Below are 14226 nucleotides of genomic sequence, written 5' to 3' on the forward strand. Positions count from 1 at the left end.
TATCGCATTCCAATGGTTGCACTAAAGCCTCTATATCAGGCATTTCAAAGGCTAACGGAAAGGTCATCCGACAACCACTGAAGAAATCGTAGACAACCTAAATGTTGTACGATAACTTTGCCGCATCTGATCGCGGCGCCCTGCCCCTTACCGCATCCGATCGTGACCACCCGCTTCAAAACGACCTCAACAAAAACAAGAAAAGAAGATCGAATGAACACCACACTCCGCAATCTCATTGCTGTCAGTACACTCGGCCTGTCGTTTTATGCCTGCGCAGACTCGGCCAGCATCAACTACCGCCACGGCTACACCGAAGACGACAGCATCCATTCCGACCGGATCAAGCTGAACTACCGGATGGACACTGGCCTGGGCTTCGCCGCCGAGATCAAGTACAAGACCGCCGGCGACCGCGAGGACGTGGCGTACGACAACATGGTCAACAACGGCCATGAGTTCACCGTGGACTACAACTACAAGCTGAGTCCCAAGTCGACCCTCACTCCCGCGTTCCAGATGGACAGCTCCAAGGACGCCACCACCTACAAGTTCGGCTTGAAGTACAACTACAAGATCAGCGACACCTGGTACGTCGCCACCCGTGTGCGGCACGACGCGCGCAACCTCGACCGCGACCAGATCGACCACTCCAAGGCAGACCGCGCCAAGGACAACCAGAACACCACTCGGCTCGAAGGCTGGCTCGGCTACACCCCGAAAGGGCCGTGGGCCTTCGAGTACCAGTACATTTATTTCGACACCGACTACATCCGCTACGACAACAAGAAGAGCGACTACGAGCAGAACCTGATCGTCAAGTACAAGCTCAACAAGCAGTGGGCGCCGTTCATGGAAGTGGGTGACATCAAGGTCAACGCCTACACCGACGACCGCCAGGCCCGCTGGCGCCTGGGCATCCAGTACAACTTCATGTAATGCCGCGCTGCCGGGTGCCTGCCAGGTGGCCCGGCGTTGTCGCCCAACTACCCCCCAACCACCTCTCACGCCAAGGCGCTCGCCATGACCACACCCTCCTCGCCCCCCCAGGGCAAACCGTTCAACCGCCTGCTGCTGACCGGCGCCGCCGGCGGTCTCGGGCAGATCCTGCGCGAAGCCCTGCAGGCGCACGCCAACGTTGTACGGGCTTCCGATATCAGTGCGATGGCGCCCGCAGCGGGCGCCCATGAAGAAGTGATCAGTTGCAACCTTGCGGACAAGGCCGGTGTACTGGCGCTTGCCCAAGGCGTGGATGCCATCGTCCACTTGGGTGGGATTTCCACGGAGCGTGCGTTCGAAGAAATTCTCGACGCCAATATCCGCGGCACTTTTCATATCTATGAAGCCGCACGCAAGCACGGGATCCCACGGGTGGTGTTCGCCAGCTCCAACCACGTCACTGGGTTTTATCCGCAAGACGAGCAGGTGGATGCGCAGTCTGTGCGTCGCCCAGACTGTTATTACGGGTTGTCGAAATCGTACGGTGAAGACCTCGCCACCTTCTATTTCCACCGTTACGGCATCGAGACCGTGAGCCTGCGCATCGGCTCGTCATTCCCAGAACCGCGCAACATGCGCATGCTCTCGACCTGGCTGAGCTATGCAGACCTTTCACACCTGGTAGAACGGGCTTTGCTCGCTGAAAACGTTGGCCACACCGTGGTGTATGGCGTGTCGGCCAACCGCGAGCTGTGGTGGGACAACCGCTACGCGGCGCACCTGGGCTTCAATCCGCAGGACAGCTCGGAGCGCTTTCGCGCAAAACTCGAGCAACAGCCAAAACCTGCCACTGACGATGCCAGCGCGCACCTGCAAGGTGGCGCCTTCACCGTCGCTGGCCCATTCGGCGACTGACCCCGCGCTCTGCCACCCTTTAAAGCCCCTTGCACCCGAGCGGTGCAGCGGGCTCATGCCATTAGAATGCTCACCAGCATCTGCGCAGGCCGGCTCAACTCCACGCCCTTGCGCGTGACCACTTCGTACGGCTCGCTGCGCGACTTGAGCTGCAGCGGCAGGCGCACCAGCATGCCATGGTCCAGTGCGACCTTGGCCACATCCCACGGCATCACAGCGAGCAAGCCCGGGTCCTGCAGCAGCATCGACAAAGTAGTGAAGGTCGATGACGTTTCAATCGGGTATTGCGGAAAGCTCAGGCCCGCTTCGCGGAATTCGCGCTCCAACGTCAGGCGCATGGGCATGTTGACCGGGAATACCACCCAACGTGAACTGGCCAGCTGCGCAAGGCTCAAGGTCTCGCTGCCGGCCAGGGCGTGTGCAGGGTTGGCTACCAGCACCAATTGCTCCTGGTGTTTCGGCACACTGTCGTAGGCGGCGGGCCGCGGGCTGACACTGGTCCGGCAGATCACCACGTCCAGGCGGCCCTGGTCGAGCAGGTTGAGCAGGCGGTCGCTGGTGTCCTCAACTACCGACACCGACAGGTCTGGCTGGCTTTCACGCAAGCGCGCCAACCCCTCCACCAATATCGGCACCGCCCCCATGATCGTGCCGACCGACAAACGCCCCCCATGGCCCTGCAGAATACCCAGCATCTCTTCACGCAGGTGTGCCAGGTCGTTACTGATCAGGCGCGCGTAGCGCAGCACGCAACGGCCCAGGTCATTGGCCTCGAGGCCCTTGCTGGTGCGCTCGAACAGCACCGCGCCCAGGGTCGATTCAATCTCGTTGAGGGCTTTTGTCGCCCCCGGTTGGGTGATCGACATGGCCTCGGCCGCTTTATGAATCGAGCCCAGCTCATCCAGGCTGATCAATAACCGCAACTGGCGCAGGCGAAGGCGCGAGGCCATGGAACTCAGGGGTGGCAGCATAGGGGATCACTTAAAGTTATCACGGGGTCAGCAGGTCTCATTAGGCAGCAACGGCGGGGAAAATTAAAGTGACCTGCATCTTCAACAAGAACAACACAGGAACCCGCATGCGCCTGATCCAATTTGAAACCGCACCCGGCCAACGCCACGTCGGCGTGGTCGAAGGCGACCTGATCCAGGTCGTGCGTGATACCCACTCCATGCGTGAGCTGGCCTTGGCCGCGATCCGCAACCACACCAGCCTGGCCGCAGAAGTGCTCGAACGCGGCCTGGACAGCACGCAACACAGTTACCGCCAGGCCCTGAGCGACTGCCGCGTACTGCCCCCGCTGGACCACGAAGACCCAGCCCATTGCCTGATCAGCGGCACCGGCCTGACCCACCTGGGCAGTGCTGCCACCCGCGACAAGATGCACCAGCAAAAAATCGACGATGCGGCGGCGCTGACCGACACCGCGCGGATCTTCCAGTGGGGCATCGAAGGCGGCCGCCCTGCACCGGGCACCGCGGGCGTACAACCGGAGTGGTTCTACAAGGGCGACGGCTCCATTGTGGTCCGCCCTGGCCAGGCCTTGCAGCGCCCGGCCTTTGCCGAAGATGCCGGTGAAGAGCCCGAGCTGGCCGGCCTGTATGTGATCGGCGATGATGGCCAGCCCTACCGCCTGGGTTTTGCCATCGGCAACGAGTTTTCCGACCATGTGATGGAACGACGCAACTACCTGTACCTGGCTCACTCCAAATTGCGCAGTTGCGCCTTTGGCCCTGAACTGCGGGTCGGTGAGCTGCCGCGCCACCTCGATGGCATCAGCCGGATTCGTCGCGGCGACCAGGTGATCTGGGAAAAGGCCTTCCTCAGCGGTGAGGACAACATGTGCCACTCGCTGGACAACCTGGAGTATCACCACTTCAAGTACGCCCAGTTCCTGCGCCCAGGCGATGTGCACGTGCACTTCTTCGGCACGGCGACCTTGTCGTTCGCCGATCAGATCAAGCCCGCCGAGGGTGATGTGTTCGAGATCAGCCTGCCTGATTTCGGCGCCCCCTTGTGCAATGGCATTGCCGGGACGCCTTCGGCCATCTCACCTGGCGAGGTGAAGACGCTCTGAACCGACGGCGGCGCAGGGCCGCGCCGCCGCGGCATTTCATAACAATCACAACAGTGAGATGAGCATGAAACACACCCTTTACCCGGCGGCCACAGCCGCCACGGCCAGCACAGACACCGCCAAGCCGACCACCGTGCGCTGGCGGATCTTCCTGATCCTGCTGTTGCTGGCAGCGATCAACTACATCGACCGGGCGTCGCTGTCGGTGGCCCTGCCCTTGATTTCTGCCGAGTTCGAACTCACCCCAGCACTTGAAGGGTTGATCCTCAGCGCGTTCTTCTGGTCCTATGCCCTGATGCAGATCCCGGCCGGTGTGCTGCTCGACCGCTTCCAGGTGCGCAACATCATTGGTGTCGCCACCATCGGCTGGGGCGCCTTCCAGGCGCTGGGCGGCTTTGCCCACAATTGGATCACCCTGCTGGTCACCCGCATTGGCCTGGGCGTGGCCGAGTCGCCTATCATGCCGGCGGGCGCCAAACTCAACGGCGCTTGGTTGACCCCCAACGAACGTGGCCGCGGCGCCACCCTGGTCGACGGCGGCGCGCCGCTGGGCACAGCGTTTGGCGCGATCATCATCGCCGGGTTGATCACCTGGTTCGACTCCTGGCGCATCGCCTTCATCATCGCCGGTGTCGGCACCGTGGCTGCAGGCATCTGGGCCTGGTGGTACATCCGCAACCACCCCAGCGAACACCCGCAGGTCAACGCCGCCGAACTGGCCTACATCACCCAAGCCAACGACGCCGCGACCCAGGCCAACGGCAACCGCAAGGCGGTACTCAAAGAGCTGCTGAAAAGCCGCTCGGTGCTGTGCATGTTCGCCGGCTACGCCTGCTATAACAGCGTGTTCTATGGCCTGCTGACCTGGATGCCAAGCTACCTGCACCAAGCCCACAACCTGGACATCAAGGCCATGGGTGGCGCGACCTTCCTGATCTTCATGTGCGGTTTTGTCGGCGAGCTGGTGGGCGGCTGGATCTCGGACAAGTGGAAAGCCAATGGCGGCCAGCCGAACACGGTCATGCGCAGCATGTTCGCAGGCTCCGCTGCCGTCGCCGCGCTGTGCATCTTGCTGGTGGCCTACACCCCCGATGCTGCACGGGTGATCGCCCTGCTGTGCGTGGCGCTGTTCTTCATCCGCTGGTGCGGCATGTACTGGTGCCTGCCGGCCATTCTCGGCGGTAAATCCAAAGCCGGCGTTCTGGGCGGCAGCATGAACTTCTGCGGCAACATGGTCGGCGTGCTGGTACCGATCCTGATCGGCCTGATCGTGCAGTTCACCGGTTCGTACTTCTTGGCCCTGATCTTCTTCGTGGTCATGGCCTTCGGCCTGATGCTGTTCTCTGGCCTGATCGACTATCGCGAGCGCGGGCTGGCCTGAGCCACGCGCCCTATTGAGGTAACTGTCATGCAACTCATTACAACAACAGGCAGTGAACGCGCTGCCCACGCCGTGATCCGTCTCAACCCGCTCGACGACGTGCTCATCGCCCGCCAGGCCCTGCCCGAAGGGTTGCTGCTGGACGAGGGTATCACCGTTCGCCAGCCAATCCCTGCCGGGCACAAGGTGGCGGCGCGCGACATTGCGGCCGGCCAGCCGCTGCGCCGCTACGGGCAGATCATCGGCTTCGCCAGCCAGGCCATCACCGCAGGCGAGCATGTGCACGTGCATAACCTGGCAATGGGTGACTTTGCCCGCGACTACGCCTTTGGCGTCGATGCCCGTGGCGTGCAGGCGCCCAGCGACGATACCTTCAGGGGTATCGTCCGGGCCGATGGCCGGGTCGCCACGCGCAACTATGTCGGCATCCTCACCTCGGTGAACTGCTCGGCCACCGTGGCCCGGGCAATCGCCGACCATTTTCGCCGTGACATTCACCCCGAAGCGTTGGCGCCGTGCCCGAACGTTGACGGCGTGGTGGCCCTGACCCACGGCGTCGGTTGCGCCGTCGACCCCTCTGGCGAGGCCTTGGCCATGCTGCGCCGGACCTTGGGCGGCTATGCCGTGCATGCCAACTTCGCCTCGGTGCTGCTGATCGGCCTGGGTTGCGAAACCAACCAGATCCCTGAGCTGCTCGCCGCCCAAGGGTTGCAAAGCAGCCATACCCTGCGCACCTTCACCATCCAGGGCACCGGTGGCACCAGCAAGACCATCGCCAGCGGCATTGCCCAGGTCAAGGCGTTGCTCGCCGAAGCCAACCAGGTCGAGCGCCAGCCAGTCAGCGTGCGCCACCTCACCGTGGGCCTGCAATGCGGGGGCTCGGACGGCTACTCGGGCATCACCGCCAACCCTGCGCTGGGCAATGCCGTGGACCGGCTGGTAGCCGCAGGCGGTACCGCGATCCTGTCGGAAACCCCCGAAATCTACGGTGCCGAGCACTTGCTGACGCGCCGCGCCGTAAGCCAGCAGGTTGGTGAAAAGCTGATCGCCCGCATCCAGTGGTGGGAAGCCTATTGCCAGCGCATGGGCGCCGAGCTGAACAACAACCCCTCTGCCGGGAACAAGGCCGGTGGCTTGACCACCATCCTGGAAAAATCACTGGGTGCGGTCGCCAAGGCCGGCTCCAGTGACCTGGTGGATGTGTACGAATACGCAGAGCCGGTGCGCGCCCATGGCCTGGTGTTCATGGACACCCCCGGTTATGACCCGATCTCGGCCACTGGCCAAGTCGCCGGGGGTGCCAACTTGATCGCCTTCACCACCGGCCGCGGTTCCGCCTACGGCTGTGCGCCCTCGCCGTCCATCAAGCTGGCGACCAACACGCGGCTGTGGGAAACCCAGGAAGACGACATGGACGTCAACTGCGGCGGCATTGCCGACGGCAGCATGACCATCGAAGAGCGCGGCGAGCACATCTACCAGATGATGCTGCGCATCGCCTCGGGGGAGCGCAGCAAGAGCGAACAGCATGGCTACGGGCAGAACGAGTTCGTGCCGTGGCAGATCGGCGCCATTACCTGACTGCTTGCCTTGATGTACCTGCCTTAACGTTTATCGGAGCCCTCATGACCCAGATCCTTGGTCACAATTACATCGGCGGCCAGCGCTCGGCGCAAGGCAATACGCTGCTCAAGAGCCTGGATGCCAGCACTGGCGAAGCGCTGCCCGGCGCATTCAGCCAAGCCACCGAAGCTGAAGTGGATGCGGCCGCAACGGCTGCTGCCGCGGCCTTCCCGGCCTACCGCAACCTGCCGGCCGAGCAACGTGCAGTGTTTCTGGAGGCGATTGCCGACGAACTCGATGCACTGGGTGACGCCTTCATCGCCACGGTATGCCGGGAAACGGCCCTGCCCGCCGGCCGAATCCAGGGGGAACGTGCCCGCACCAGCGGCCAGATGCGCCTGTTCGCCACGGTGCTGCGCCGGGGTGATTTTTACGGCGCCCGCATTGACCGCGCGCAGGCGCAGCGCCAGCCGCTGCCGCGCCCGGACATACGCCAGTACCGTATCGGGGTGGGCCCGGTTGCCGTGTTCGGGGCCAGCAACTTCCCGCTGGCGTTCTCGACCGCAGGCGGCGATACCGCATCGGCCCTGGCCGCCGGTTGCCCGGTGGTGTTCAAGGCGCACAGCGGCCACATGGCCACCGCTGAAGGTGTAGCGGATGCCATCTTGCGTGCCGCGGCGCGCAGTGGCATGCCGGCGGGCGTCTTCAACATGGTCTATGGTGCGGGCGTCGGCGAGTGGCTGGTCAAGCACCCGGCCATCCAGGCGGTCGGTTTCACCGGCTCGCTCAAGGGCGGTAACGCGCTGATGCGCATGGCTGCGGAGCGGGCGCAGCCGATCCCGGTGTTTGCTGAGATGTCCAGCATCAACCCGGTGATCCTGCTGCCTGAAGCGCTGGCTCAGCGAGGCGCTGCACTGGCCCGCGAGCTCGCCGCGTCCGTGACCCTGGGCTGTGGCCAGTTCTGCACCAACCCAGGCTTGGTGCTGGGCATGCGCTCTGCTGCATTCAGCCATTTTGTCGAGCACCTGCAAGCACATATGGCCGAGCAAGGCGCCCAGACCATGCTCAACGCCGGCACCCTGGCCAGCTACCGCCAGGGGCTGCAGCACTTGCACGCGCACCCCGGCATCACCCACTTGGCCGGCGCCGAGCAAGGCGAGCGGCAGGCGCAGCCGCAACTGTTCAAGGCCGATGTCAGCCTGCTGCTGAACGGCGACCCGCTGCTGCAGGAAGAAGTGTTTGGGCCCGCGACCCTGGTCATTGAAGTTGCAGATCAGGCGCAACTGAGCGCCGCCGTGCACGCCCTGCGCGGGCAACTGACCGCCACGATCATTGGCGAAGCAGCAGAACTGACAGGCTTCAGCTGGTTGAGTGAATTGCTCCAGGACAAGGTCGGCCGCGTGTTGTTCAACGGCTACCCCACCGGCGTCGAGGTGTGCGATGCGATGGTCCACGGCGGCCCATACCCTGCCACCTCGGACGCCCGCGGACCTCGGTTGGGTCGCTGGCGATCGATCGCTTCCTGCGGCCAGTGTGCTTCCAGAACTACCCTGATGCGATGCTGCCCCTTGCGTTGCAGAACGCCAATCCGCTGGGTATCTGGCGCCTTGTCGATGGTGAGGGCAGCCGTTCAAGCTGCTAGATGGCCTTGTGCCCCCGTCGAGCCGTCAGGCGCTCGGCGGGGGGAAATTTTGAACTCCCCTCACCGCACCCTCTCCCACCTGAAGAGCCCCCGCGATTCTTCAGGACCCCGCCATGGCCAAGCCCCTGCAGGAATACCAGCGCAAGCGTGACTTCAATGCCACGCCCGAGCCGAGCGGTAAACGTGGCCGGGGCCGGAAGCCCCATGCCCTGCAGTTCTGCATCCAGAAGCACGACGCCAGCCACCTGCACTACGACTTCCGCCTGGAGCTCGACGGCACGCTCAAGAGCTGGGCCATCCCCAAGGGCCCGTCGCTGGACCCGAAGGTGCGGCGCTTGGCCGTGCATGTGGAGGATCACCCGTTGGACTACGCCGATTTCGAGGGCAATATCCCCGAAGGCCATTACGGCGCGGGCGATGTGATCGTCTGGGACCGTGGCATTTGGGAGCCTGAAGGTGATGCGCAGCAGGCCTACGCCAAGGGCAAACTGCGCTTTCGCCTGCAAGGCGAGAAGCTCAATGGTGTCTGGAACCTGTTCCGCACCCACCTGGCGGGCAAGAAAGAACAATGGATGCTGGTCAAGTCGCACGATGGCGAAGCCCGTAGCGAGGCCGATTACAGCATCGTCGAGGCCCAGCCCGACAGCGTGCTCAGCGAGCGCACCCTGGTCCCCAGGCGTAGCAAGCCTGCCGAAAAAGCGGCGCCGCGTACCCGCAAACGCAAGGCAGGCGCACAGAACGCCCCCTTACCTGACACGCTGCAACCGCAACTGGCCACCTTGGTCGACTCGCCGCCCGCTGGCGACTGGCTGTACGAGGTCAAGTTCGATGGCTACCGGATTCTTGCGCGCATCGACGGCGATGACGTGCGTTTTTTTACCCGCAATGGCCACGACTGGAGCGCCAAGCTGCCCCATCAGCGAGATGCACTGCGCACGCTGGGCCTCGACGCGGCCTGGTTGGACGGCGAGATGGTGATTAATGACGAACACGGCGTGGCCGACTTCCAGGCCCTGCAGAACGCCTTTGACGTGGAGGACGATCAGCACATCCTCTACTACCTGTTCGACCTGCCCTTCCTGGGCGGCGAGGACCTACGCCAGTTACCGCTGCAAGCGCGGCGCAAAACCCTGCAGCAGTTGCTTGAACAGGCCGACTCGCAGTGGTTGAGATTTTCCGAAGGTTTCGATCAGCCGGTCGACTCCCTGCTCGACAGCGCCTGCCGCATGAACCTGGAAGGCCTGATCGGCAAACGCGCCGACAGCCCTTACACCGGGCGCCGCAGCGCCGACTGGGTCAAGCTCAAGTGCCAGCAACGCCAGGAGTTCGTGATTGTCGGCTACACCGACCCCAAGGGCAGCCGCAGCGCTTTTGGCGCCTTGCTGCTGGCCGTGCACGACGACAGCGGCGCGCTGCGCTATGCCGGCAAAGTCGGTACAGGGTTCAGTGCTGCCACCCTGGAAACCATTCATGCGCGACTCAAACCGTTGGAAACCCCCAAGCCGATGCTGAGCAAGCCGCCGACCGGCGCCGAAGCCCGGGGCGTGCACTGGCTCAAGCCGACGTTGCTGGCCGAAGTCGCCTACGCACAGATGACCCGAGACGGCGTGGTGCGCCATGCGGTGTTCCACGGCCTGCGTGATGACAAACTCGCGACCGCGATCGACCTGGAGCACGCCATGCCTGGCAAGTCCGTGGCTAAAACCAAGGCTCAGCACAAGCCCGAGGCGTTGGGCGAACTGCGCCTGACCCACCCTGACCGCGTCATCGACGCCACCCGCGCCACCACCAAACGCCAAGTCGCCGAATACTATGCGCAGGTGAGCGAATGGATCCTGCCCCAGCTTAAAAACCGCCCCGTGGCGCTGGTACGCGCGCCCGATGGCCTCGGTGGCGAGTTGTTCTTCCAGAAAAACGCTGGCCAACTGCACATCCCCAACGTGGTCAGCTACGACAAGAAACAGGCCGGCCAGGCCGCCATGGTCATCAACCGCGCCGATACCCTGCTGGGCGCGGTGCAGATGAACATGCTCGAACTGCACACCTGGAACGCCACCGACAAGGACTTCGACAAACCGGACCGCTTCGTGCTCGACCTAGACCCGGACCCGGCGCTGCCCTGGAAGGCCATGCTGGAGGCCACGCAGCTGACCTTGACCCTGCTCGACGAACTTGGCCTGAAGGTGTTTCTGAAGACCAGTGGTGGCAAGGGCATTCACATTGTTGTGCCGCTGACCCGAAAAGCGGGCTGGGACGAGGTGAAGGACTTCAGCCATGCGATCGTCGACTACCTGGCCAACCTGTTCCCCGATCGCCTCAGCGCAGTATCGGGGCCGAAAAACCGAGTCGGGCGCATTTTCATCGACTATCTGCGCAATGGCAAAGGCGCCACCACCGCCTGTGCCTACTCCTTGCGTGCGCGGGAGGGCCTGCCGGTGTCCGTGCCGATCTGGCGTGAAGAGCTGGCCCAGCTCAAGGGTGCCAACCAATGGCACATCGGCAACCTGCACGAGCGCCTGGCCGAGGTGGACGACCCCTGGGCCGACATGGGCAAGACCCGTCAATCGATCACTGCGCGCATGCGCAAACAGCTAGGGCTGGGCTGATGAGCATCATTCAGGACTTTGATTTGAACACCCTCGACCGCCTGTTGCGCACCTTCACCGAAAGGCCGCAGGCGCTGAACCTCGATACCCAACTGCCAGCGCTGATGCAGGCGCTGCAGGCCGACCACCTTGACCTGCTGCCCCTGCCCGGCCAGGGCAACACGCTGCGCCGCTGGCAGAGCCTGGCCCGCATTGCCGGCTGTGACATGGCTTTGGCCAAGCTCTACGAAGGCCACACCGATGCCTTGGCGATCTTGGCCGAATGTGGCGCCGCGCACCATGCGCAGGACGGCATCTGGGGTGTATGGGCGGCGGAGCCGCCAGATGCCCGCGCACGTATCGTCGAGCGCCAGGGCGAGCAGGTGCGGCTTTCGGGCCGCAAGGCGTGGTGCTCGGGCGCCTTGCAAATTGACCGCGCCCTGATCACGGCATGGGGCGAAGACGACCAACCGCAGCTGGTGGCCATAGAACTGTCCCACCCTAGCCAAGGCTTGCGTATTGAACAGTGGCAGGCTGTCGGCATGGCCATTACCGCGAGCGTCGAGGTCGAGTTTAACCATACGCCTGGTATCGCCATCGGCCGGCCCGGGCAGTACCTCTCCAGACCCGGCTTTTGGCACGGTGGCGGGGGTATCGCGGCGTGCTGGTACGGCGGCGCCGAGGCCCTGGCGGACTACCTGCGCGAACACTGTCGCAACCCGCGACCAGACCCGCACGCCGACGCGCACTTGGGGGCTGTGGACGCCGCCTTGTGCGGTGCCAGGGCGGCACTGCGCGAGTGTGCGGGCTGGATCGACCGCCAGCCGGGCGCAGACGCCCGTTTCGAAGTGCGGCGTACCCGCGCACAGGTCGAGCAGGCCGTCGAGCACGTGATCCATCACGTGGGGCGCGCCTTGGGCGCCTCGCCGTTTTGCCGCAGCAGCCACTTTGCCCGGTTGAGTGCCGACTTGCCGGTGTTCCTGCGCCAGAGCCACGCCGAGCGTGACCTGGCCGCCCTCGGACAGCAGCTGGCTACCCTGCCGGCAGGAGCCTGGCAACTATGAATTTGATCGAGTCGAGTAGCGGTACCCCCTGGTCGGCCTGGCAGCACGCCGCGCACCTGGCCAGGGCCACCTGGATCGACCCAGGGCAACTGTGCCCGCCTGGCCGCCGGCTTGTACTGATCGCCCCGCACCCGGATGACGAAATACTAATGGCGGGTGGTTTGCTGGCAGGCTTTCATGGGCGCGAGGACGACCTGGTGTTGGTCTCCGCTACCGATGGCGAGGGCAGCCATCCAGGCTCCAGCCACTGGACCGAGCACCGCTTGCGCAGGCAGCGGCCGCTGGAGAGCCGCCACGCCCTGCAACAGCTCGAACTTGACCTCAACCGGCTGGACTGGCGCAGGTTGCACCTCAAGGACGGCGCGCTGCCGCGCGACGAGGCCTTTCTGGTCAACCACCTGAGCCAGTTGCTCAAGCCTGACGACGTGCTGATGGCGACCTGGCGCAACGACGGCCACTGCGACCACGAGGCGGTGGGCAGGGCCGCCGCGCAAGCGGCAATGGCGCGCAAGGTGCAACTGGTGGAGGTGCCGGTCTGGGCCTGGCACTGGGCGCAACCGGACGACCCTCGCCTGCCCTGGCCACGGGCTCATCGCGTGCAGCTGGATGAAACCCGCCTGGCCCGCAAGCGCAAGGCCTTGGCCGCGCACACCAGCCAACTCGAGCCAGATGAAGGCCAACCGCCCGTGCTGCCAGCGAACTTGCAGGAGTGCCTGCTACAGCCTTTCGAATTGGTGTTCTTGTAAAGGGAGTTGACATGAGCCTTGACGCGCAGTATTTCGCCGACCTGTACGCCAGCAGCGAAGACCCTTGGGCCTTTCGCACCCGCTGGTACGAAAAGCGCAAACGCGAGCTGGTCATGGCCAGCCTGCCCAGCCAATGCTATGAGCGCGTGTTCGAGCCTGCGTGCGCCAATGGCGAGCTGAGCGCTCTGCTGGCCGAGCGGTGTGCCGACCTGTTGTGCCAGGACTTGAACCCAACTGCCGTCGGCCTGGCGCGGGAACGCTTGGCCGGGGTCAGCCACGCCTCGGTCGAACTCGGCAGGCTTCCGGGTGATTGGCCCGGTGGGCGCTTTGACCTGATCGTGCTGAGTGAGCTGGGTTACTACCTTGATCCCACCGATTGGTTGCAAGTGATCGAACAGTCAGCCGCCAGCCTCAGCGACGACGGCGGTCTGCTGGCCTGCCACTGGAAACACCCGATCGCGGGCTGCCCCCAGGACGGGCGTGAAGTGCATCGCATGCTGGGCAAGCATCTGCCGCTGTACCCCGTCTATCGCCATGAAGAAGCGGACTTTCTGCTCGAGTACTGGTCTTGCCAGCCCAGCGTGGTCGACCTTGACGAGACCTGCCCATGATTGCCGTGGTCATACCCGCCCACAACGAAGCGCGCCGCCTGGGTCGTTGCCTCAAGTCCGTACGGGCGGCTGCACGCCAGGCTGAGTTGGCGGGCTATCGGGTCGAAATACTGGTGGTGCTGGACCGCTGCAGCGATGGTAGTGCGGCGGTTGCCAGGCGGCACCAGGTGCAGACACTGGAAGTGCACGCAGGCAATGTTGGCATGGCGCGCAGTGCCGGCGCGGCACAGATGATCGAACAGGGCGCCAGCTGGCTGGCCTGTACCGATGCCGACAGCCAGGTGCCGCCGCATTGGTTGCTGTCGCAACTGGCGTGTGGTGCGGACGTGGTCTGTGGCACCGTGCATGTGGAGCGCTGGCAGCCCTGGCAGAAAGCCGCGTTGCGCCGGTTGTACCTGAGCCATTACCAGGCGCGAGAGGGGCACCGGCATATCCACGGCGCCAACCTTGGGGTCAGTGCGCAGGCGTATTTGCGTATCGGGGGGTTCCAGCCGTTGCCGGCCCATGAAGACGTACAACTGGTGCGCGACCTGGAGGCGCACGGTGCGCAGATTTCCTGGACGGCACGGCACAGCGTGGCGACCAGCAGCCGACGCGACAGCCGCGCCCGGGAAGGGTTTGGGGATTTTCTGGCAGGCCTTGAAGCAGCCCCCTCCTGAATCGCAGGCTTATAGAGATCCTTTGTGAGAGTGGGCTGCCGATA

The 14226-nt window shown here is 64.1% G+C and carries 11 protein-coding genes and 1 pseudogene; 11 read left to right on the forward strand and 1 reads right to left on the reverse strand.

From position 1 onward, the window contains the following. Nucleotides 1-213 precede the first annotated feature (213 nt). Entirely contained in the window at nucleotides 214-939 is a 726-nt protein-coding gene (locus MFF34_RS12805) for an oligogalacturonate-specific porin KdgM family protein (RefSeq protein ID WP_027593218.1), read from the forward strand. Nucleotides 940-1023: 84 nt separating this feature from the next. After that, nucleotides 1024-1854 carry an NAD(P)-dependent oxidoreductase gene (locus MFF34_RS12810; RefSeq protein ID WP_238214327.1) on the forward strand — a complete coding sequence of 277 codons (831 nt, stop codon included), beginning with the start codon at nucleotides 1024-1026 and terminating at the stop codon, nucleotides 1852-1854. 53 nt (nucleotides 1855-1907) lie between these two features. Here the strand turns inward: MFF34_RS12810 and MFF34_RS12815 are convergent, their stop codons facing one another. Continuing rightward, the gene (locus MFF34_RS12815) at nucleotides 1908-2825 is read right to left on the reverse strand and encodes a LysR family transcriptional regulator (protein ID WP_027593216.1); all 918 of its coding nucleotides are present in this window, start codon (nucleotides 2823-2825) and stop codon (nucleotides 1908-1910) included. A gap of 107 nt (nucleotides 2826-2932) precedes the next feature. On the opposite strand from MFF34_RS12815, the gene araD1 reads away from it, so the two are divergent. The 9 genes and pseudogenes from araD1 (at nucleotide 2933) to MFF34_RS12860 (ending at nucleotide 14182) form a co-directional block, all read left to right on the forward strand. Continuing rightward, nucleotides 2933-3931, forward strand: coding sequence for an AraD1 family protein (araD1, locus tag MFF34_RS12820; RefSeq protein ID WP_085272838.1), 999 nt, complete (start codon nucleotides 2933-2935; stop codon nucleotides 3929-3931). A 64-nt stretch (nucleotides 3932-3995) separates the two neighbouring features. Further along, nucleotides 3996-5312 (forward strand): MFS transporter, encoded by a 1317-nt coding sequence (locus MFF34_RS12825; RefSeq protein ID WP_374707395.1) that lies wholly within the window; start codon nucleotides 3996-3998, stop codon nucleotides 5310-5312. 27 nt (nucleotides 5313-5339) lie between these two features. Continuing rightward, nucleotides 5340-6893 carry a UxaA family hydrolase gene (locus MFF34_RS12830; protein ID WP_238214331.1) on the forward strand — a complete coding sequence of 518 codons (1554 nt, stop codon included), beginning with the start codon at nucleotides 5340-5342 and terminating at the stop codon, nucleotides 6891-6893. A 44-nt stretch (nucleotides 6894-6937) separates the two neighbouring features. Further along, nucleotides 6938-8517: pseudogene (locus MFF34_RS12835) on the forward strand (aldehyde dehydrogenase (NADP(+))). 113 nt (nucleotides 8518-8630) lie between these two features. Further along, nucleotides 8631-11123 (forward strand): DNA ligase D, encoded by a 2493-nt coding sequence (gene ligD, locus MFF34_RS12840; protein ID WP_238214333.1) that lies wholly within the window; start codon nucleotides 8631-8633, stop codon nucleotides 11121-11123. After that, nucleotides 11123-12166 carry an acyl-CoA dehydrogenase family protein gene (locus MFF34_RS12845; protein ID WP_238214335.1) on the forward strand — a complete coding sequence of 348 codons (1044 nt, stop codon included), beginning with the start codon at nucleotides 11123-11125 and terminating at the stop codon, nucleotides 12164-12166. Before ligD ends, MFF34_RS12845 begins: the two co-directional genes overlap by 1 nt. Next, on the forward strand, nucleotides 12163-12912 hold the full coding sequence (locus MFF34_RS12850) for a PIG-L deacetylase family protein (RefSeq protein WP_238214338.1): 750 nt from the start codon (nucleotides 12163-12165) through the stop codon (nucleotides 12910-12912). The genes MFF34_RS12845 and MFF34_RS12850 overlap by 4 nt, the downstream gene beginning before the upstream one ends. 11 nt (nucleotides 12913-12923) lie before the next feature. Beyond that, nucleotides 12924-13523, forward strand: coding sequence for a bifunctional 2-polyprenyl-6-hydroxyphenol methylase/3-demethylubiquinol 3-O-methyltransferase UbiG (locus MFF34_RS12855; protein ID WP_238214340.1), 600 nt, complete (start codon nucleotides 12924-12926; stop codon nucleotides 13521-13523). Beyond that, a complete protein-coding gene (locus tag MFF34_RS12860) occupies nucleotides 13520-14182 on the forward strand; it encodes a glycosyltransferase family 2 protein (RefSeq protein ID WP_238214342.1) in 663 nt (220 codons plus the stop codon). The genes MFF34_RS12855 and MFF34_RS12860 overlap by 4 nt, the downstream gene beginning before the upstream one ends. The last annotated feature ends 44 nt before the right edge of the window (nucleotides 14183-14226 follow it).

The sequence above is a fragment of the Pseudomonas sp. PAGU 2196 genome (assembly GCF_022179005.1).
Taxonomy (GTDB): Bacteria; Pseudomonadota; Gammaproteobacteria; order Pseudomonadales; family Pseudomonadaceae; genus Aquipseudomonas; species Aquipseudomonas kermanshahensis.

Coding starts and splice junctions, on each gene's coding strand:
- MFF34_RS12825 (WP_374707395.1), top strand. CDS start 3,996: ATGAAACACACCCTTTACCCGGCGGCCACAGCCGCCACGGCCAGCACA.
- MFF34_RS12805 (WP_027593218.1), top strand. CDS start 214: ATGAACACCACACTCCGCAATCTCATTGCTGTCAGTACACTCGGCCTG.
- MFF34_RS12860 (WP_238214342.1), top strand. CDS start 13,520: ATGATTGCCGTGGTCATACCCGCCCACAACGAAGCGCGCCGCCTGGGT.
- MFF34_RS12810 (WP_238214327.1), top strand. CDS start 1,024: ATGACCACACCCTCCTCGCCCCCCCAGGGCAAACCGTTCAACCGCCTG.
- MFF34_RS12850 (WP_238214338.1), top strand. CDS start 12,163: ATGAATTTGATCGAGTCGAGTAGCGGTACCCCCTGGTCGGCCTGGCAG.
- MFF34_RS12845 (WP_238214335.1), top strand. CDS start 11,123: ATGAGCATCATTCAGGACTTTGATTTGAACACCCTCGACCGCCTGTTG.
- MFF34_RS12855 (WP_238214340.1), top strand. CDS start 12,924: ATGAGCCTTGACGCGCAGTATTTCGCCGACCTGTACGCCAGCAGCGAA.
- ligD (WP_238214333.1), top strand. CDS start 8,631: ATGGCCAAGCCCCTGCAGGAATACCAGCGCAAGCGTGACTTCAATGCC.
- MFF34_RS12815 (WP_027593216.1), bottom strand. CDS start 2,825: ATGCTGCCACCCCTGAGTTCCATGGCCTCGCGCCTTCGCCTGCGCCAG.
- MFF34_RS12830 (WP_238214331.1), top strand. CDS start 5,340: ATGCAACTCATTACAACAACAGGCAGTGAACGCGCTGCCCACGCCGTG.
- araD1 (WP_085272838.1), top strand. CDS start 2,933: ATGCGCCTGATCCAATTTGAAACCGCACCCGGCCAACGCCACGTCGGC.